The 18,323-nt window shown below is 63.5% G+C and carries 16 protein-coding genes and 2 pseudogenes; 11 read left to right on the forward strand and 7 right to left on the reverse strand.

From position 1 onward, the window contains the following. Positions 1-26: 26 nt before the first annotated feature. The 5 genes from RHA1_RS36430 to RHA1_RS36455 form a co-directional block, all read right to left on the reverse strand. On the reverse strand, positions 27-842 hold the full coding sequence (locus RHA1_RS36430; protein ID WP_011599105.1) for an ABC transporter permease: 816 nt from the start codon (positions 840-842) through the stop codon (positions 27-29). Next, on the reverse strand, positions 839-1,540 hold the full coding sequence (locus RHA1_RS36435) for an ABC transporter permease (RefSeq protein WP_007297306.1): 702 nt from the start codon (positions 1,538-1,540) through the stop codon (positions 839-841). Before RHA1_RS36435 ends, RHA1_RS36430 begins: the two co-directional genes overlap by 4 nt. Positions 1,541-1,644: 104 nt before the next feature. Beyond that, the gene (locus RHA1_RS36440; protein WP_007297307.1) at positions 1,645-2,457 is read right to left on the reverse strand and encodes an ABC transporter ATP-binding protein; all 813 of its coding nucleotides are present in this window, start codon (positions 2,455-2,457) and stop codon (positions 1,645-1,647) included. A gap of 14 nt (positions 2,458-2,471) precedes the next feature. Further along, on the reverse strand, positions 2,472-3,458 hold the full coding sequence (locus RHA1_RS36445) for an ABC transporter substrate-binding protein (protein WP_011599107.1): 987 nt from the start codon (positions 3,456-3,458) through the stop codon (positions 2,472-2,474). A 646-nt stretch (positions 3,459-4,104) separates the two neighbouring features. Continuing rightward, positions 4,105-4,839: an IclR family transcriptional regulator domain-containing protein gene (locus RHA1_RS36455; protein WP_041813146.1), complete on the reverse strand. Its 735-nt coding sequence runs from the start codon at positions 4,837-4,839 to the stop codon at positions 4,105-4,107. Positions 4,840-5,003: 164 nt separating this feature from the next. On the opposite strand from RHA1_RS36455, the gene RHA1_RS36460 reads away from it, so the two are divergent. The 5 genes from RHA1_RS36460 to RHA1_RS36480 are packed head-to-tail and all read left to right on the forward strand — an operon-like array spanning position 5,004 to position 10,193. Beyond that, positions 5,004-6,269: an aromatic ring-hydroxylating dioxygenase subunit alpha gene (locus tag RHA1_RS36460; RefSeq protein WP_011599110.1), complete on the forward strand. Its 1,266-nt coding sequence runs from the start codon at positions 5,004-5,006 to the stop codon at positions 6,267-6,269. After that, positions 6,266-6,736, forward strand: coding sequence for an aromatic-ring-hydroxylating dioxygenase subunit beta (locus RHA1_RS36465; RefSeq protein ID WP_005256013.1), 471 nt, complete (start codon positions 6,266-6,268; stop codon positions 6,734-6,736). Before RHA1_RS36460 ends, RHA1_RS36465 begins: the two co-directional genes overlap by 4 nt. Next, positions 6,733-7,749: a PdxA family dehydrogenase gene (locus tag RHA1_RS36470; protein ID WP_011599111.1), complete on the forward strand. Its 1,017-nt coding sequence runs from the start codon at positions 6,733-6,735 to the stop codon at positions 7,747-7,749. Before RHA1_RS36465 ends, RHA1_RS36470 begins: the two co-directional genes overlap by 4 nt. Further along, on the forward strand, positions 7,746-8,756 hold the full coding sequence (locus RHA1_RS36475; RefSeq protein ID WP_011599112.1) for a 2Fe-2S iron-sulfur cluster-binding protein: 1,011 nt from the start codon (positions 7,746-7,748) through the stop codon (positions 8,754-8,756). Before RHA1_RS36470 ends, RHA1_RS36475 begins: the two co-directional genes overlap by 4 nt. Positions 8,757-8,813: 57 nt before the next feature. After that, complete coding sequence (locus RHA1_RS36480) at positions 8,814-10,193, forward strand: MFS transporter (RefSeq protein ID WP_011599113.1); 1,380 nt, start codon at positions 8,814-8,816, stop codon at positions 10,191-10,193. Between the two features lie 785 nt (positions 10,194-10,978). On the opposite strand, the gene RHA1_RS36485 is transcribed toward RHA1_RS36480, so the two are convergent. Continuing rightward, the gene (locus RHA1_RS36485; protein WP_007297316.1) at positions 10,979-11,182 is read right to left on the reverse strand and encodes a hypothetical protein; all 204 of its coding nucleotides are present in this window, start codon (positions 11,180-11,182) and stop codon (positions 10,979-10,981) included. Positions 11,183-11,287: 105 nt separating this feature from the next. Here RHA1_RS36485 and RHA1_RS46920 point away from each other — a divergent pair, with 105 nt between their 5' ends. Together RHA1_RS46920 and RHA1_RS36490 are read left to right on the forward strand one after the other, a co-directional pair. Continuing rightward, positions 11,288-11,524: a pentapeptide repeat-containing protein gene (locus RHA1_RS46920; RefSeq protein ID WP_237727048.1), complete on the forward strand. Its 237-nt coding sequence runs from the start codon at positions 11,288-11,290 to the stop codon at positions 11,522-11,524. A 158-nt stretch (positions 11,525-11,682) separates the two neighbouring features. Then, on the forward strand, positions 11,683-12,498 hold the full coding sequence (locus RHA1_RS36490) for an IS5 family transposase (RefSeq protein WP_050787620.1): 816 nt from the start codon (positions 11,683-11,685) through the stop codon (positions 12,496-12,498). 143 nt (positions 12,499-12,641) lie between these two features. Here the strand turns inward: RHA1_RS36490 and RHA1_RS36495 are convergent. Next, a pseudogene (locus tag RHA1_RS36495) lies at positions 12,642-13,797 on the reverse strand (IS30 family transposase). A 208-nt stretch (positions 13,798-14,005) separates the two neighbouring features. On the opposite strand from RHA1_RS36495, the gene RHA1_RS36500 reads away from it, so the two are divergent. From RHA1_RS36500 to RHA1_RS52420, 4 genes and pseudogenes are all read left to right on the forward strand, one after another. Next, positions 14,006-15,646 (forward strand): flavin-containing monooxygenase, encoded by a 1,641-nt coding sequence (locus tag RHA1_RS36500; protein WP_011599118.1) that lies wholly within the window; start codon positions 14,006-14,008, stop codon positions 15,644-15,646. Positions 15,647-15,683: 37 nt separating this feature from the next. Beyond that, positions 15,684-16,745 (forward strand): alpha/beta fold hydrolase, encoded by a 1,062-nt coding sequence (locus tag RHA1_RS36505; protein WP_011599119.1) that lies wholly within the window; start codon positions 15,684-15,686, stop codon positions 16,743-16,745. Positions 16,746-16,861: 116 nt separating this feature from the next. Beyond that, the gene (locus tag RHA1_RS36510; protein ID WP_005564687.1) at positions 16,862-17,173 is read left to right on the forward strand and encodes an EthD family reductase; all 312 of its coding nucleotides are present in this window, start codon (positions 16,862-16,864) and stop codon (positions 17,171-17,173) included. A 93-nt stretch (positions 17,174-17,266) separates the two neighbouring features. Beyond that, a pseudogene (locus RHA1_RS52420) lies at positions 17,267-18,195 on the forward strand (AMP-binding enzyme); the annotation flags it as partial. Between the last annotated feature and the right edge of the window lie 128 nt (positions 18,196-18,323).

The following is an 18,323-nucleotide window of genomic DNA, read 5'->3' on the forward strand; positions in this document are numbered from 1 at the left end:
CCGATTCGAATAGTTGCGTGCGGCGATCAGTTGACCGCGTCGGTGATCTTCCGTTCGATGGCCCACAGGGCGATGTTGCCCACCAGCGCCATCGAGACCAGCAGCATGATCACTCCGTACATCGTCGGCAGATCCAACTTGCCGTACGCAAGCATCGCCATCTGCCCCAATCCTGCTCTGGTCGCGAAGAACTCGGCGATCAGTACATTGATGAAGGCAATGCTGAAGCCGATTCGGATACCGACCATGAGAGAGGGCGCCATCGCGGGCACCACGATTTTGCTCATTGCCTGAAGCGGACTTGCACCGGTGGCCCGGCCGAGTTTCAGCAGGATGGGGTTGATGGCGCGTACTCCCGCCGCCGTCGAGACGATGATGGGGAACACCGCGGCCAATGCGGCCATTGCCGACTGTGCTCCGAGTCCCAGGCCGAAGATCTGCAGCAGGATCGGAAAGAAGATTACCCGTGGTATGGCGAAGGCACCCGCGATGATCGGATCGAACACATCACCGAGAAACTTGCTTCGCCCGATGATGTATCCAGTCGGGAAACCCACCGCTGTTGCGATGACGAATCCGAGTCCGACAGCACTCATCGTGGCATTGAGATTCCTGTAGATGGAACCGTCTGCGAACAGTCCCCATACCGCCGACATCGACGCGCCCGGGGACGGCACAAGTTCGCTGGTCGCTGCAATAAGCGCCCAGACACCGATCAACCCGATGACGATGAGTATTCGCAGGACGTTGTCGGCCCACCGCTGTGACAGGCGGAACCGCTGTTCCGTATTCTGTTTGCCTGCTTCACCTTCGGTTCCGGCGCTGAGCGTGGTGGCGTTCACAACATGTCCCTTCGAATGGCTCGTTCAGCCAGGCCGAGTGCACTGTTCACTGCGATGCTGAAGACCACGACAATGGCAATGTAGGCCCACATGTCCGCGACGTAGAGTTCGCGGTACATAAAGCCCGCACGAAACCCCAGGCCTTTCGAGGCCAGAATGAACTCCATCGCGATGGTGCCGATGACTGCATAGATGAATCCGAGCTTGATCCCGGGAAAAATGAGCGGCGTGGCGGCCGGGAACAGCACCTTGAAATATTGCTGCCGGCGCGAGGCATCGACCGATCGCGCCAGCTTGTGCAGCACCGGTTTGACGTCTCCGAGCGCCACCATCGTGGTCAGCGCTATTGGAATGAGGGCCATCGTGCTCGCGATGACGATGATTGGTCCCGCGTTGAGTCCGAGCACCGCGACCAGAATCGGGTAGAACAGCAATGTCGGCATCGCGTACCCGGTGACGATGAATGGCTCGAGGACTCGGCCGACGACCCGGACCCTCCAGAGCAATACCCCCAGGGGCACCCCGCCGAGCACGCCCAGTGCGAACGCCGCCAGTATGGTCACGCTCGTCCGCGTCAGATCGGTGACGAAGTGGGTGCTCGGGATGATTGCCGCGACGTGGGCGAGTATCTCGGACGGCGCGACCATCTGATTGCGGTCGATCCAGCCGGTTCGCGTTGCCGCCTCGAGCAACAACACCAGAGCAACCAGCATCGTCCAACGTACGACGCGTGCCCGATGTTTCGCTCGTCGGAATCCCAACCTTGGCGTTTCGTGGAGGGCCGCCTGCGGCGAGGTCACAGTCATGCGGCATCCGTCCCGTGCCCCAGTGTCTTAGCGGCCTCTTCCTTGATTATCGACCACAGGTGATCCTCGAGTTCCTTGAATCTGGCCATGGCGTGTGTGCCGCTCGGGCGTGGACGAGGGAGCCCGACGTCGATCACCTCTCGGACCACCGATGGACGTGCCGACATCACCCAGATCTGATCCGACAGATAGATCGCCTCTTGGATGTCGTGAGTAACGAAGAGCACCCGATTGTGGGTCTGCTCCCAGATCTTCAAGAGCTCGCGCCCGATGAACTGTCGCGTCTGCTGATCCAGAGCGCCGAACGGTTCGTCCATCAACAGAATTCGAGGATCCGTGGCGAGTGCACGGGCGATCGCCACGCGTTGACGCATACCTCCGGAAAGCTGCCCTGGCCGGTGCTTCTCGAAACCCTTCAACCCGACCAGTTGGATCATCGCACGCGCTTTTTCCAGGCGCTCGTCCTTGTCGACGTGCTTGATCTCCAACCCGAAAGCCACATTGTCGAGAACACTCCGCCAGTGCAGCGTCGAATCTTCCTGAAACACCATGGCGGTGTCCTTACGGGGCCCTGTGACAATCTCCCCATCGATGGTCACCCGTCCACGTGAGGGAACAAGTAAGCCACAGGCCATGTCCAGCAAGGTGCTCTTTCCGCATCCACTCGGACCGATCACCGATACGAACTGGCCCTCCGCGATCGATGCCGTGACGTTACGCACGGCCTCGGTCCGCCCGGTGTCGGAATCGAAAGTCATACCGATACCGTCGAAAGAGACGTTCTTCGATTCGACTTGTGTAGTGGTCATGTTCTCTTCCCGCCTTATAGTTCGACTACAACTGAGTCAATATCGACCTTGCCGCCGAGTCGTCCGGCCTCGACGCCCGAGGCCACGACCGCTTCGAGTTGCGGGCGCGCGAAGTCGAGACTGAAGAAGCCTCGCGAATTCTCCAACGCCGCCAGAGCGATCTCGGGCTTGTACTTGATTGTGCGGCCATAGATTTCGGCCGCTCGCTCGAGATCCGTATCGATCATCTCGATACCGCGACCCACAGCACGCATCCACCCCGCCAAGACGTCCCGATTCTTTTCGATGAACGGGGTGGTGGCACATAGGCAGGTGTCCGACCAGTCCTGGACGTAGTCCCGGGATCGCCAGATCACCTTCGCGCCGGTTTCGGCGATGATGCGCTCGGACAGCGGGGACGCAGTCCACGCGACATCGACAACGCCCTGGGAGGCGACGGTCCACGAATCGCTCGCGGATCCGACGCTGAGCAGCTCGACGTCGACGCCGGGTGTCAAACCCGCCAATCGAAGCGTCTTCTCGGCGAAGTCGGTCGAGTTCGATCCCGGGCTGCTCACACCGATGGTGCGGCCCCGAACATCTTCGATCGTGTTGATCGGGGAGTCAGCGGGGGCGATGAAGTCCACAGATGCCGCGGTGTAGACGTTCCCGAACGCCTTGACATCGAGTCCGCGCTCCACGGCGATGAACACCGGAATCGTCGCCGAAGTGCCGAATCCGATCCCGGAGCCGATTCCACGCACGGTGTCCAGCCCACCCGGGAACTGAACGTTCTCCAGCGCCAGCATCTCTTCTTCGTAGTAGCCCTCGGACGCTGCGATCAGAAACGGGGCCGAATGGATCAGGCTCGCCAACCCGGTGATGGCGACGTCACCTCGGTAGACGCCGTCCCTACCTCGGGACTGGGTAGCACACCCTGCGCCGGCTCCCACAGCGAGGAGACCCCCGAGAGCCGCCGTTACTCTCATGAAATCCCGCCGGCTCAGCGAACTACTGCCCATATCGACCCGATTCCTTCTGTAGTCCCGTCACACCTGGCCCCGAAAGTGAAGCACATCACGCGACTGTTGTACAGAAGCTAACTCTGGTCTGCAGAGAGACAGTGTTGCGGGTGTCTCTAAATGCCACACTGCACCGTGGGTGCGCAGAACCTCGCGCTTTCACGATGATTGGGCGGAAGTCCGCCCCTGCGACACAGCCCCGTTCCCAGCCAGACCCAACGGGTCACGGCTCCATCCCCGAGGTCTGGTGGCGGAAAGGCTGACCGTGGTGTTCGTGACGGCGTCGGCCGACTCGATGTACCCGATCGGCAAGTCCCGCGAACCTCCGAAGCACGTGGGGTCCTGGCGCTGCTCGGTCTCCCGGTTCCGATCGCCGTCGATCATCGCACTCGGCTCCGTCATGTCGCCTCCGTACCCGCATAGGTCCTGAAAGGCTCGGCCCTCCTGTGCGCGCTCATGGCCGCCTCGCTGTTGCCGGCGTCGGTTTCGCCGCCCTCATGACGTCATCGGCCACGACAGACAATGACTCCAGCACAACCGAAGTCACCTCCCGCAGGGGAGCCCCGCATGCGTCGACACAGACACGCTGGGAGCGTCGCATCCCTCTCCGTACCGCGGGGGTGTGAGTTGCCGTCTGGGTGGGATCTCACAGAAGCCGGCCGAGTCTTGCTGCGTACTTGTTCAGTACGGGCACGGCTGCCTCACGGATGTCGTGCAGGGTGGTTCTGGCTGTGGACGCACTGACACTCATTGCCGCCACGGTTTCGCCCCGGGCAGTCCGCACCGGTACGGCTATCGACAGCATGCCGAGTTCGATTTCTTCGTCGGTGCAGGCCACGCCGCTCTCCCTCGCGGTCAGGATTCGCTCGCTGATGGCATCGACATCGGTCAGTGTCTTGGGTGTGCGCGGCTGCGGGTGGCATTCTCGGAGGTAGTCGTCGAGTTGCGTCTCGGGAAGTCCGGCCAGCAGTACTCGACCGGTCGCGGAGCTGTGGGCGGGCAGTTTGGCGCCGACCCGGACTCCGGTCGCGACGATCCGTGCGGCCTCGGCGCGGGCGACGAACAGGGAACACCCGTCTTCGAGAACCGCGAGCGACACCGACTCGCCCAGCGCATCGCGGGCCTCGACCAACTGCGGCTGGGCAAGTTGCGGCAGTGGCGCGGTGTCCAGATAGGCCCCGCCCAGCCGAAGCATCCTGGGTGTCGGTCGGAAGTTTCCGTTGTCGTGGGTCAGGTAACCGAGCTCGACGAGAGTGAGCAGGCAGCGGCGCGCCGCGGCGCGGGAGGTGTTCGTCCGCTGAGCGGCGTCGGTGACGGTCAGTTGCGGGTGGCGGATGCCGAAGGCCTCGATGACCGCCAGGCCCTTCGCCAGTCCGGCCATTCCCTCGGGAGCGCGGGCAGCACCCTTGACACTTCCCTTATCGTCCGGCTTAATTGTTCGAGAATTGCTCATATGTTCGTTATACGAACAGCCACGGGGCTTGTCAAGTCCCGCCGAGCGAGTTCTCTGATGTCCCGACTGGTTGTCCAGACTGAGGAGAAATTATGGAAAGCAGCGTTGTCGACACGGTCCGCGAGACCCAGGCGGATTGGACCGACGACCTCACCCGGGTGCCGTATCGGGTGTTCCAGGGCGAAGACGTCTACGCGGCCGAGCAGACCAAGTTGTTCCACGGCCCGTACTGGAGCTACCTGTGCCTGGAAGCCGAGGTAGCCGGCCCGGGAGACTACTGCTCCACCTTCGTCGGCGAGACACCGGTGATCGTGGCGCGCGACCGAGACGGTGAGCTCTACGGCTTCGAAAACCGGTGCGCCCATCGCGGCGCCCTACTCGCCCTGGACGACCGCGGAAACACGAAGGACTTTACGTGCGTCTACCACGCGTGGAGCTACAACCTGCAGGGCGATCTGACCGGAGTAGCATTCCAGGACGGAGTCAAAGGCAAAGGCGGAATGCCTGATTCGTTCTGTATGGAGGACCACGGACCGCGCAAGTTGCGCATCGCCGTACTTCACGGCCTGGTTTTCGGTAGTTTCTCCGATGACGTGCCTGACATCGAGGACTATCTCGGCGAAGAGATCACGAGTCGGATCGCCCGTGTCCTCGCGGGGCGCACACCCGAGATCATCGGACGCTTCACACAAATCCTTCCCAACAACTGGAAGCTGTACGTAGAGAACGTCAAGGACTCCTACCACGCCAGCATCCTGCACCTGTTCTTCACGACCTTCGAGCTCAACCGACTGTCGCAGCGCGGTGGGATCATCGTCGACGAGAGCGGCGGTCACCACGTCAGTTACTCAGCGATCGACCGAGACGCCGAGAAGGACGTCGCGTACTCAGATCAGAACATCCGGTCCGAAAGCGCCTACACACTGGCCGATCCAACCTTGCTCGAGGGGTTCAGCGAGGTCGGTGACGATACGACGCTGCAGATCCTCTCCGTCTTCCCGGGCTTCGTGTTGCAGCAGATCCAGAACTCCGTGGCTGTGCGCCAGATCCTGCCGACCGGGGTCGAACGAACACGGCTGAACTGGACGTACCTCGGCTTCGAAGAAGACACGCCCGAGCAGCGGGAAGTACGACTCAAGCAGGCCAACCTCGTGGGCCCCGCAGGCTACATCTCGATGGAGGACGGCTGTGTCGGAGGGTTCGTGCAACGCGGAATCGCAGGTGCGGCAAGCCAGTCCGCCGTGCTCGAAATGGGAGGCAGTCTCGCCGAATCCAGCGAAAGCCGTGTCACCGAAGCATCGGTCCGCGGCTTCTGGAAGGCATACCGGGCCGCGATGAACCGACAGGAAGAGGCATGAGCGTGAACGACTTCCAGCGAATCGGCCGCGTGCAGGCCGACTACTCCCGCTGCATCGACGAGGGGCCGCTCGAGCAGTGGCCGGACTTCTTCGTCGAAAACTGCATGTACCGGATCACCACCGCACAGAACTACAGCGAAGGCCTGCCCGCCGGACTGGTGTGGGCCAACACTCGCCGGATGCTGGTCGACCGCGTATCGGCGCTGCGTGAAGCCAACATCTACGAGCAACACACCTACCGTCACATCCTGGGCCAGCCCTCGGTCCTGGAAGAGAACGGTGACGGTATCCATGCCGAGACCAGCTTCCTGGTGGTGCGGGTGATGCGCGACGGCCAATCCGACATCTTCGCCAGCGGGCGGTATGTCGACCGGTATGTCGACGTGGACGATCAGTTGAAGATTGCCGAACGAGTCGTGGTGTGCGACAGCACCAACATCGATACCCTGTTGGCGCTCCCGCTATGAGTGGGTCCCCCCCGCGGGTCCTGCTCACGATCGGCGATCCGAATGGAATCGGCCCCGAGCTCGCGGTGAAGGCCGTCATGGCAGCGCAGGAGCATCCCGCATTCAATCCGGTCCTGGTGGGCGATCGATGTGTCGTCGAGCCGCTCGCCCACCGGGCAGGCATGACGGTCCGCGAGACAGCCGACGGCTTGGCCACGCCCATGGCCGATGTCGTCGACCTGCTTCCGGTGCCCTCGCTGCCCGCCGGGGCCTTCGCCCCGGGCCGGGTGACAGCCGAAGCCGGGAAGGCGACGGTGGCGTACCTGGAACGGGCCGTGCGCTGCCTGCAGGGCGGCGGAGCCCGCGGCATCGTCGCGTGCCCGCACTCGGAAACCGCGGTCAACGCCGCCGGCATCTCCTTCGACGGATATCCGAGCTTGCTGGCCGAACTCGTCGGCGCGCGGCCCGATCAGGTGTTCTTGATGTTGATCGGTGCCGGTTTGCGCATCGTGCACGCAACGTTGCACGAATCGCTGCGGGATGCGCTTGGGCGCCTCACGCCCGAGCTGGTGCACGGGGCGGCACGTGCCGCGGTGGAGACGTTACAGGCGCAGGGCATCCCGTCCCCGCGCATCGGCGTCTTCGGCATCAATCCACACGCCGGCGAGGGCGGTTTGTTCGGTGACGAGGACCTGCGGGTGACAACGCCAGCGGTGGAGCGGCTGCGCGCCGCAGGGATCGACGCCTCGGGACCGGTCGGGGCCGACCTCATGCTGGCAGACCCCGGCTTCGACGCGTTCGTCGCCATGTACCACGATCAGGGCCATATTCCCGTCAAACTCCTCGCTGGGCGCAGCGCAGCCGCGATGACGATCGGCGCCGGAGTGCGGTTCTCCAGTGTCGGCCACGGCGCGGGGTTCGACATTGCCGGCAAGGGCACAGCCGACCCGGATGCGGTAGTCGGGGCGTTGCGACTCGTCGGCGCCGCCGAAACCCACATGTCCGCACCCGGCCCCTTTGGAGCTACCTCATGACCTACACAGTTACTGTCACCGGAACGGACATCAGCTTTCCGTGCGAGCCCGATGAGAGCGTGCTCGACGCGGCGGAACGTTCCGGATACGCGATCCCGTACTCGTGCCGCAAAGGCGTGTGCTCGAGTTGCGAAGGCGCACTCGATGCCGGCTGCCTCGATGTGCGCGGCTGGGGGATGTCGCAAGGCCCTCAGAGTGGAGTGCTGTTCTGCCAGGCCCGGCCGAGCACCGACACCTCGATCACGCCCAAGCGGATCACCCAGCAGGACAGGGTGATACGCAAGACCCTGACCGCAAAGGTCCATCGGATCACCCGTCCGTCGCCCGATGTCACGGTGGTGCAGCTGCGTCTCCCCACCGGGGTGCGTGCGAAGTTCGCTGCCGGGCAGTACCTGAAAGTCTTTCTCGACGACGGTGACAGCCGGAATTATTCGATGGCGAATCCGCCGCATGAGAACGACGGAGTGCAGCTGCACATTCGTCGGGTGCAGGGTGGACGCTTCTCCGATGAGGTGCTCGGCGGGCTCGAAAAGGGAACCAGACTGAGGATCGAGCTGCCCTACGGCGAGTTCTCACTGAACCCCGACTCGGACAGGCCGGTCATCTTCGTCGCCAGCGGCACCGGCTTCGCCCCGGTCAAATCGATCATCGAGGACCACCTCAAACGTGGTGGAGAACGGTCCGTGCACCTCTACTGGGGCGCACGAGGACAGGGCGACATCTACCTACCCGAGTTGCCCGAGAAGTGGGCCTCGGATCCGGGTCGTGTCTCATTCACTCCCGTCCTGTCACATCCCGCGGAGGACTGGACCGGACGCACCGGGCTCGTTCATCGAGCGGTGCTCGAGGACTACGCGAACCTCAGCGACCACGAGGTCTATGCATGCGGAAGCCCCGCAATGACCTCGGCGGCACGCGAGGATTTTGTCCACGAGGCCGGTTTGGCGCCAGACAATTTCTATTGCGACGCCTTCGTACCGTCGGGCGAGCCCGTTGTCACCGCGTGATCCGCTACCACAACCACATCATCCGGGCAACCGGGCATCAGATAATGTGAGGCAATCATGTCCTTAGCACCATCGCGCGTGACACTGCCGGATTTCATCGATTCGCGGCCAGTGAGTCGATACCAGTACATCGTGATCGCCCTGTGTGGGGTGGTCATGTTCATCGACGGCTTCGACACCCAGAGCATCAGCTACATGGCGCCCCACATCGCCGAGGAGTGGGGCCTGTCGAAACAGGTGCTCGGGCCCATCTTCTCCGCCGCTCTCGCCGGTCTCATGGTCGGCTATCTGGCGCTCTCGCCGCTGTCCGAGCGGTTCGGCCACCGCCGGATGATCCTCACGAGCACGGTCATCTTCGCGCTCGGCACGTTGGCGGCGGCCTGGTCACAGAACGTCACCGAACTGATGGCGTTGCGCTTCATCACCGGAATGGGGCTCGGTGCCGCCGCGCCGAGTGCCATCGCACTGACGGGCGAATTCAGCCCCAAGCGTCTTCGAGCAACCTTCGTCCTGGTGATCTATTGCGGCTTCTCCCTCGGATTCGTCGCGGCAGGGCTGGTCTCCGGTTGGCTGATCCCGATCCTCGGCTGGCGGTCGGTACTCGTCGTCGGCGCAGTAGCACCGCTGCTCCTGCTCCCGGCGTTGCTGCGCTACCTGCCGGACTCACTCACCTCAATGATCAACCGAGGCGCGGAGCCCAACAGAATCCAGGCGATCTTCCGCAAAATGGATCCCGCCCTCGCCGTCGGCCCCGACATCACCTACGAGGCCGAGAAGCGGACCGACGGACAACGCACTGCACTGAGGAGCCTGTTCACCCGTGACCGGGTCTTGGGAACCCTGCTGCTGTGGCTGGTCTTCGTCATCAACCTCGGCGAGTTTTACGCGCTGCAGAGCTGGCTACCGTCGATCATGACGAGCCTGGACTACGACATGGGTACGGTGGTCACCGCCACCACCCTCACGACTGTCGGCGGCATCGCCGCTGCATTTGTCACCGGGCCCTGTATGGACCGACTCGGCGCGTACGTCACCCTCGGAACCGTTTATGTCGTCGGATTCGCATTCGTTGCGCTGACCGGTGTCGCCTTTACGGCGCCGTTGTGGGTCCTATTGACGGCCAATTTTTTTGCGGGGGTCTGCATCAGCGGTGGACAGAAGAGCCTCATCGCGCTGTCCGCGGTGTTCTATCCGACACCGATGCGGTCCACCGGGGTTGGATGGGCGTTGGGTGTTGGCCGCCTCGGCGGCATCGTCGGGCCGATCGCGGTCGGAGCGGCACTCGGCATGGGCTGGTCCGCCAGTGCAGTCTTCTACGCAATGTCAGTCCCCATGCTCGTCGCCGGAGCTGCGGTCTTCCTCCTCGGCCGCTGGGTCCGAAGCGACAATCACCCCGATCGCAAGTCGGCAGAAAGTCATTCGCTCGCCCGCAAGTAGTGTGGATCGGCAACACCGGCCGGGTGATCTCAAGGCCTGCGATCTCCAGCTGGGTCGGCTACCACGACCGCGGTGCACGGGCAACGCGCTGCCACCCCGCCTGGGCGATGTCACCCCCTTCGTGATCTCGCGGCCGTCCAGTCCGAGACCGAGCTCGCCGAACCGTGGGAGGGCGGTACCGTGGATACCGAGGACATTCTGGGCCGAAACCCAAAGACCCGGCCTCGGCGTCGAACCTCGGATTTCGCGTTCACCGCCACACCCCAAGGGCGAAGATCTGCAAACTGTTCGGCCGCCCGGCCTGGACGGCACCCGGCGCTGTTCCAGGCCCTCGACGGCCCGAGTTCTGGTGGGTCATCGCAAAAGTACAAGACGTCAACCTTTTGAAAAAGTGGAGTCGGCGGACGAACTCCATGGAACCCGCAGTTCGTCAAGTCAAATGAGCACCCAGTTCCGTTCCCGGGACGCCTCGCAGGCCTGAAAATGGGGTCGGGTCGCCCGCCGACGCCGACGTTTTCTTGGGAGTGTAAGCCCGTAAATAAGCCTGGCGCCGGGGCCCGACCTTGGAAGGGTCACGCACTGTTGCTTCGAGCACGCCGGTCAGAATTTCGGATTCCCTCGACCGAGGCCCCCAGGCGGCCCGCCCGTGGAGAGTTCCGACGCGACTGGAGGACAAACAAAGTGGAGCCGGAACTGGAAGAGATTCCCGACGATGATCACGAGTTGGTGATCGATCGGGTTGCTGCGATCGATGTGGCCAAGGCGGCGGGCAAGGTGGTGGGACGTCAGCGCCGCCCGATCCCCGTCGCCGGCGCACACGTGACGGTCGCTTCAGCGCGTCGAGGACGGCGACGTCCTCGATGGTGGAGGGCACGGTATTCCTCGTGGTCGGCGATCTGCCGCATCGTCTTGCGCAGGATCTTGCCCGAGCGGGTCTTGAGCAGCGCCTGCACCACCGTCAGCGACGCGTCCGGGAACCACCGGTACATTCGCCTCCCCCTCGTATGTCGCTTGCCAGGGTGATGGGACCACCTCGTTGCCACGAGCATTGGACCATCCGTAGGTGTCATCGAGCATCGCCTTCTGAACTGCCAATGGGACTGCCCCGGCTCTGGTTGTCACCCGCGCAACCACCGAAGCCAGATCCACAAGAGCAAAAAGCGCGCATTGCAATATTGAGTGCGATCCGGAAGCGCCCTCGGGGAGACCAAAATCGCTGGGCGGGTTGCCGATTCGACTTGTCATCTGCAGACCTACCATCTGCAGACCTGTCCGGCGCGGACCTGCTCAAGGCAACTTTGACCCACGCGGACCTGACTGACGTGTTTTAGAGCGCATCTGAAAACTCGGGGTGATCGGCGTGTGACTGGTGAGGAATGGGTGAACTCCTGGTAGGTCAGTAGGTGCTTACGCCACGACCCGACCAGGAATTCACTTGCCATCATCGCTCATCGCACTGTGTCCGTCATGCCCTACCCCGGATCCGGGGATCGGGCATCGGTGCGCGGTCTACTCGTCATCCTCGGTGACCGATGCTCAATGGGCGATTCTCGAACCACTGCTTCCTCCACCCGGCAACACCACCGGCAGCGGTGGTCGTCCCGAAAAGCACTGCCGCCGTCTGCTACTCGATGCGATCTTCTATGTCGTTCGAGGTGGGATCGCCTGGCGGCAGTTGCCGGCGGAGTTTCCTCCCGCGACCACGGTGTACGCGATCTTCGTCCGCTGGGTCCGCGCGGGAGTATGGCAGCGGATCCACGACGCGCTGCGCGATCGAGTGCGGGTCCAGGGCGGCGGCCACCCGTTGCCGTCCGCGGCGATCGTCGACGCCCAATCGGTGCAGGGCGCCGACACCGTGCCCCGGTCGAGTCGTGGATACGATGCGAGAAAGAAGACGAACGGCCGTAAACGGCACATCGCTGTGGACTCGAACGGGCTGCTGCTGGCGGTCGTGGTGACGATGGCCGGGATTCAGGACCGTGACGGCGCGTTCCGGCTGCTGGCTGCGTTGCGCGCCCAGTTCTCGACAATCAGCCTGGTCTGGGCGGACGGTGGCTATGCCGGACGGCTGATCGACTGGTCGAAACGAGTTGTGTCACTGACGGTTCAGGTCGTCAAGCGCACCGACGATGTCAAAGGGTTCAGGGTTCTTCCCCGTCGGTGGGTGGTCGAGCGGACCTTCGCCTGGATCTGCAAACACCGCCGATGCGTCCGCGACTACGAGACTCGACCCGACCACCACGAAGCCATCGTCTACATCGCCATGATCGCGACCATGTCACGCCGACTCGCCCGCACAGCGTGACCCGAGCCAGAGTTTTCAGATGCACTCTTACACCGACGAAACGGTATAGCCAGCCGGTTTCACTCCTCCACCGAGCCGCGTAGCACCGACCGAACGTTGGGGCGATCGGTTCCCGGTAGCGGAACGGCGGATTCTGGCGGTCATCACAACAGCAGTCGTTCCATCTCTTCGATGGGTGTGCGAAATTCTAACCGTTTCCGGGGACGCTCATTGAGTTGCCCTGAGACCCACTCCCAGGTCTGCTTTCGAGTGCACACTCAGGTCCGAACCTTTGGGGAAGTACTGACGGAGAATGCCGTTCGTATTCTGGTTGGTCCCGCGCTGCCAGGGTGCGTGTGGATCACAGAAGTAGATGTCGATCCCGGTGGCCGCGCTGACGCTCTTCCAGTCCCGCATCTCCGAACCCTGGTCCCACGTCAAGGTTCGGCGCAGGCTCGTGGGCAGCGTCTCGAGCTGTTCGGTCAACGCGGGTGCGGTCTGCTCGGGCTTGTATCCGTCGGGCAGATGAACGAGCATGACGGTGCCGGTGGAACGTTCGACGAGTGTGCCGATCGCGCTCAGATTCCGTTTGCCGATAATGAGATCACCCTCCCAATGTCCCGGTACTGCACGGTTTTTCACGTCTTTGGGGCGGTCCGCGATGTTGGCCATGTCGGGGATCCGATTCTTGCGCTGGCCGGCCTTCCGACTGGGTCGGCGCAGCCCACGTCCGGTCCGCAGCGATCGGGTGAGGGTGTGTTCGAGTCCGCCGCGGGCGGGTTGGTAGAGCGATTGGTAGATGGTCTCGGTGCTCACCCGCATCTGTGGATCGTCGGGGAAATCGAGTCGGAGGCGGCCCGCGATCTGCTCGGGTGAATGGCGCTCGGTCAGGGATTTCTCGACCGTCTCGCGCAGCGGCGGATTGGTGGCGAGCTTGGACGGCTTGGGCCGCGAGGCCCGATGGTAGGCGGCTGCGTGAGCCGATCTGGCTCGGTACCGCCCGGACGGCTCACGATTGCGGGCGATCTCGCGTGAGATCGTCGAGGGACTCCGGTTCAGGGTTTTCGCAATGTCACGAAGCGTGTGACCTGCGGCGATGCCGATGGCGATCTCTTCCCGTTCCGCGAACGTCAAACACCGGCCCTTGAGGTTGCGGCCACGCCGGGGACGCACCCCACCGCATGCCGCAAGCCACCGAGCACCCTGCTTGCGATACGAGCCGGCCGCCTCGGCCGCGTCCGTGATGAACTCACCCGCAGCCATCCCGGCCCAGAACGTCTGAAAGATCTCCGGAACCATCCGATGAGAATATTTCGCCATGTGCAACACCCTTTGATCAGTGGTGTTGCGATCACCGCACGAACCCAAGGAACGCCTACCGGGGCACCGTCCCGGAAAGGGGCGTTCACCGGCATAGGCAGTAGCTTCCGAACACGGGCCTACCGAACTGTCCGAAGCTGGGACAGTTGGCGGTGGCGGTTGTCACAAAAATGACTTCTCAGTGACCTGAACCACAGAAAGGTATGAGATGTCGACTACGGCTTCTGCGCCCACGGAAACTTCGGCAACGGAATCGCTCGAACTGGATGCGCTGATCATCGGCGCGGGGGTTGCCGGTCTGTACCAGCTGCACCAGCTCCGCGAACAGGGTCTGCGAGTGCGGGCCTACGACACCGCCGGCGACGTCGGCGGCACGTGGTACTGGAACCGCTATCCCGGTGCGCGCTTCGATTCCGAGGCGTACATCTACCAGTACCTGTTCTCGGAAGAGCTGTACAAGAACTGGAGTTGGAGCCAGCGTTTCCCCGGCCAACCGGAGATCGAGCGCTGGATGCATTACGTCGCAGACACCCTCGACCTTCGCCGCGACATCCAACTGTCCACCATGATCACCAGTGCGCACTACGACGAGCGGGCCGACAAGTGGATCGTGCGGACCGATCGCGGCGAGACGATCACCACCCGGTTCCTGGTCACCTGCAGCGGAATGCTCTCGGCTCCGATGTCGTACGTGTTCGAGGGCCAGGAAGAATTCAGCGGGCCGATCTTCCACACCTCCCGCTGGCCGAAAGAGGGCGCCGATCTCGACGGCAAACGTGTCGCCGTCATCGGCGTCGGTGCCACCGGCATCCAGGTGATCCAGACCGTGGCCGACAAGGTCGAACATCTGAAGGTCTTCATCCGCACACCTCAGTACGCCCTCCCGATGAAGAACCCCACCTTCGACGAGTCGGACGTGGCGGCGTACAAGAGCCGGTTCGCCGAGCTGAAAGAAACATTGCCGAATACGTTCAGCGGCTTCGAGTACGACTTCGAGCACGTGTGGGCGGATCTGACACCGGAGCAGCGCAACGATGTACTCGAGGAGATCTACGAGAACGGCTCGTTGAAGCTGTGGCTCGCCTCGTTCGGTGAGATGTTCTACGACGAGGAGATCAGCGAAGAGATCTCGGAGTTCGTTCGGCGCAAGATGCGCGCACGGCTCCAGGATCCCCACCTGTGCGACCTGCTCATCCCCACCGACTACGGCTTCGGAACACATCGTGTGCCGTTGGAAACGAACTACCTCGAGACCTATCACCGCCCGAACGTCGAGGCCATCGGAGTCCGCGACAACCCGATCACCCGGATCGTGCCCCAGGGCTTGGTCCTGGCCGACGGAACGCTGCACGAGGTCGATGTCATCGTGATGGCCACGGGCTTCGACGCCGGCACCGGATCTTTGACGCGGATCGACATCCGCGGGCGCGGCGGCCGGGCACTGAAGGACGACTGGAATCGCGACATCCGCACGACCATGGGCTTGATGGTGCACGGCTACCCCAACATGCTCACGACCGGTGCCCCTCTGGCGCCTTCCGCGGCACTGTGCAATATGACCACCTGCCTGCAGCAACAGACCGAGTGGATCGCCGAATGCATCCGGTACATGCGGGCGCACGACCACACCGTCATCGAGCCGACGCGGGCCGGTGAAGACGAGTGGGTTGCCCATCACGACGAGACCGCGAATGCCACGCTGGTCTCGAAGACGGACTCTTGGTACAACGGCGCCAACGTCCCGGGCAAGCCTCGGCGAGTGTTGTCCTACATCGGCGGAGTCGGCACCTATCGGGAGAAGACCCTCGCCGCAGCGGCCGCCGGGTACAAGGGTTTTCAACTGAGCTGATCCGACATCCATTTCATCGGTCCAAAGGAGGACGACAATGATCGAGAACCCGTACTACACAGACGAATTTCATGGCGATTACGAACTGATCGGCATCGGACAGCTCGACTTGGAGGAAGGCGGTTCCATCCCCGACTGCCAGCTGGCGGTGGCAACCTTCGGCGTATTGAACGAGGCCAAGGACAACGCGATCCTCATCCCGACGTGGTATTCGGGTACACACCAGATCTGGCGGGATGTCTACATCGGCCCCGACCACGCGCTCAACCCGGAGAAATACTTCATCGTCTGCATCGACCAGATCGGCAGCGGGCTGTCGGTCTCCCCACATAATGCCGCCGGCGCCAACGCCGGTATTGCGATGTCGAAGTTCCCGCACGTCCGCATCGGCGACAACGTGGTCGCGCAGGAGCGACTGCTGCGTGAGCACTTCGGCATCGAACGCCTCGCCCTGGTGACCGGCGGGTCGATGGGCGCCCAGCAGACCTACGAGTGGGCGGTGCGCTTCCCCGACAAGGTGCTGCGCGCCGCGCCGATTGCGGGCACAGCACAGAACACGCCGGGCGACTTCCTCATCGCCGAGGCGATGCGCGAAGCGATCCAGTCGAGTCCGGGCTGGAACGGCGGGGAATACACCTCCAACGAACAGGTCGTCGACGGGCTCATCCGGCAGGCCCACATCTGGGCCATCGTCGGATTCTCCACCGAGTTCTGGAAGCATGAGGGGTGGCGGGCGATGGAGTTCGACTCCAAGGAGGCGTTCCTGAGCGGATTCCTCGAGCCCTACTTCACTGCGATGGACCCCAACGCGCTCCTCACGCAGTCGTGGGCGTGGCAGCGCGGTGACGTCGCCCGCCATACCGGCGGTGACCTGGCGGCAGCACTCGGCCGCATCACCGCCAAGACCTTCGTCATGCCCATCGACGAGGATCAACTGTTCCCGGTCGGGGACTGTGTCCCGGAGCAGGAATTGATCAAGAACAGCGAACTGCGGGTCGTCGAGGACACCCTTGGTCACTTGGGTCTGTTCGGTGTTTCACCGACCTACATGCCCCAGATCGACCGGCACCTCGGGGACCTCCTCGACATCGAGGTCTGAAGCCGGGCCGGGCGCGGCGTCGAGCTTGATCGACACAGCCAGCTCATCCGCCGCGAACCACCCGGTCGCCCGAGTCCAATAATCCTGCTGTCTGACAACCCTTTCGGAGAAAATCGATGCACCATCTGATCGTCTGTTACGGCCACCCGGACGAACCCGCGTCCTTCGACCAGTACTACAGCACCACCCATCGCCCACTGGCCGACAAGATCCCCGGTGTTCGCACCTGGCACGCCGGCAAGGTCAGCGCCCTCGACCAGTCGCAGGCGCCCTACCACCTCGTTGCCGTCTTGAGCTTCGACTCCCGGCAGGCACTCGACGACGGACTCGCCTCACCCGAAGGGCAGGCCGCCGCCGCCGACATCGGAAACTTCGCCACCGGCGGAGCCACCCTGTTCGTCACCGACGACTTCATCCCCTCCGCCTGACCTGAGGCCGCGCACATCCCGGACCGTGAACGCCCCGCGGTCCGGGATGCGCCGTTCGGTGGCTCCGCCAACCACCCGTCACACGCAATGTCCGCTCTCTGGCGGGTCATTTCCGAATACGGAGCGAAAGCCCTGTTCACCGCCCTACCGCGCTGCGCGCGGTCAGAAAGGTGGATCCCGAGGCGGCCGAGGTGGCGCACTACGATCTGTCGAAGTTTCGGTCATTGTTCCTGGCCGGTGAGCGGCTGGACCCGGAGACCTACCGGTGGGCGCAGGCCAAGTTGGGTGTACCGGTGGTCGACCACTGGTGGCAGACCGAGACCGGATGGCCGATCGCGGCGAGCCTGCGCGGGTTGGAACCGATGCCGATCAGGCCGGTTCGCCGTCGGTGCCGGTGCCCGGGTACGACGTGCGGATTCTGGACGAGGACGGCACCGAGATGGGGCCCGGTCAGGAAGGCGCGGTCTGCCTGAAGCTGCCGATGCCGCCGGGCACCTTGCCCACCCTGTGGGGCACCGACGAACGGGTATGTCGCGTCCTACCTGACGCGGTTCCCTGGCTACTACCTCACCGGTGACGGCGGATACCTCGATGATGACGGCTACCTGTTCGTGATGGGACGTACCGACGACGTGATCAACGTCGCCGGGCACCGGCTCTCCCCTGGGTTGATGGAGGCGGTGCTGGCGGCGCACCCGGCGGTGGCCGAGTGCGCGGTGATCGGCGTGGCCGACCGGTTGAAGGGTCAACTGCCGCGCGGGTTCGTGGTGCTCAAAGATGGAATCGACATCGATCACGACACGCTGCAGGGCGAGTTGATCGCCGCGACGCGTCGAGACATCGGCGCCGCGGCAGCCTTCCGGCAGGTGACCATCGTGGACCCACTGACGAAAACGCGATCGGGCAAGATCCTCCGCAAGTCGATGCGGGCCATCGCCGACGGCCACGACGAGCCGGTCCCCTCCACCATCGAGGACCCTGCGGTGCTCGACGCGCTGAGACCGACGCTCCGCGGCGAATAGCTCGGCGCTGCGAATCCGCAGTGCCGGCATCCGCCCGGACGGTCGGTCGCGGGTCGACGCAGGTTTCCGATGTCCTATTCTGGGACACTCAGGGAAAGTGACCTGCGACACAGTAGTGGGGTGAGTCG

Origin of the sequence: Rhodococcus jostii RHA1, assembly GCF_000014565.1 — a bacterium.
In the GTDB taxonomy this organism is placed as follows: domain Bacteria; phylum Actinomycetota; class Actinomycetes; order Mycobacteriales; family Mycobacteriaceae; genus Rhodococcus_F; species Rhodococcus_F jostii_A.

Bases quoted from the DNA above. Each gene is read 5' to 3' on its own strand.
- RHA1_RS36470 (WP_011599111.1), top strand. From the start codon at position 6,733: ATGAGTGGGTCCCCCCCGCGGGTCCTGCTCACGATCGGCGATCCGAAT.
- RHA1_RS36505 (WP_011599119.1), top strand. From the start codon at position 15,684: ATGATCGAGAACCCGTACTACACAGACGAATTTCATGGCGATTACGAA.
- RHA1_RS36455 (WP_041813146.1), bottom strand. From the start codon at position 4,839: ATGGCCGGACTGGCGAAGGGCCTGGCGGTCATCGAGGCCTTCGGCATC.
- RHA1_RS36485 (WP_007297316.1), bottom strand. From the start codon at position 11,182: ATGTACCGGTGGTTCCCGGACGCGTCGCTGACGGTGGTGCAGGCGCTG.
- RHA1_RS36510 (WP_005564687.1), top strand. From the start codon at position 16,862: ATGCACCATCTGATCGTCTGTTACGGCCACCCGGACGAACCCGCGTCC.
- RHA1_RS36440 (WP_007297307.1), bottom strand. From the start codon at position 2,457: ATGACCACTACACAAGTCGAATCGAAGAACGTCTCTTTCGACGGTATC.
- RHA1_RS36445 (WP_011599107.1), bottom strand. From the start codon at position 3,458: ATGGGCAGTAGTTCGCTGAGCCGGCGGGATTTCATGAGAGTAACGGCG.
- RHA1_RS36465 (WP_005256013.1), top strand. From the start codon at position 6,266: ATGAGCGTGAACGACTTCCAGCGAATCGGCCGCGTGCAGGCCGACTAC.
- RHA1_RS36480 (WP_011599113.1), top strand. From the start codon at position 8,814: ATGTCCTTAGCACCATCGCGCGTGACACTGCCGGATTTCATCGATTCG.
- RHA1_RS46920 (WP_237727048.1), top strand. From the start codon at position 11,288: ATGGGACTGCCCCGGCTCTGGTTGTCACCCGCGCAACCACCGAAGCCA.
- RHA1_RS36475 (WP_011599112.1), top strand. From the start codon at position 7,746: ATGACCTACACAGTTACTGTCACCGGAACGGACATCAGCTTTCCGTGC.
- RHA1_RS36460 (WP_011599110.1), top strand. From the start codon at position 5,004: ATGGAAAGCAGCGTTGTCGACACGGTCCGCGAGACCCAGGCGGATTGG.
- RHA1_RS36500 (WP_011599118.1), top strand. From the start codon at position 14,006: ATGTCGACTACGGCTTCTGCGCCCACGGAAACTTCGGCAACGGAATCG.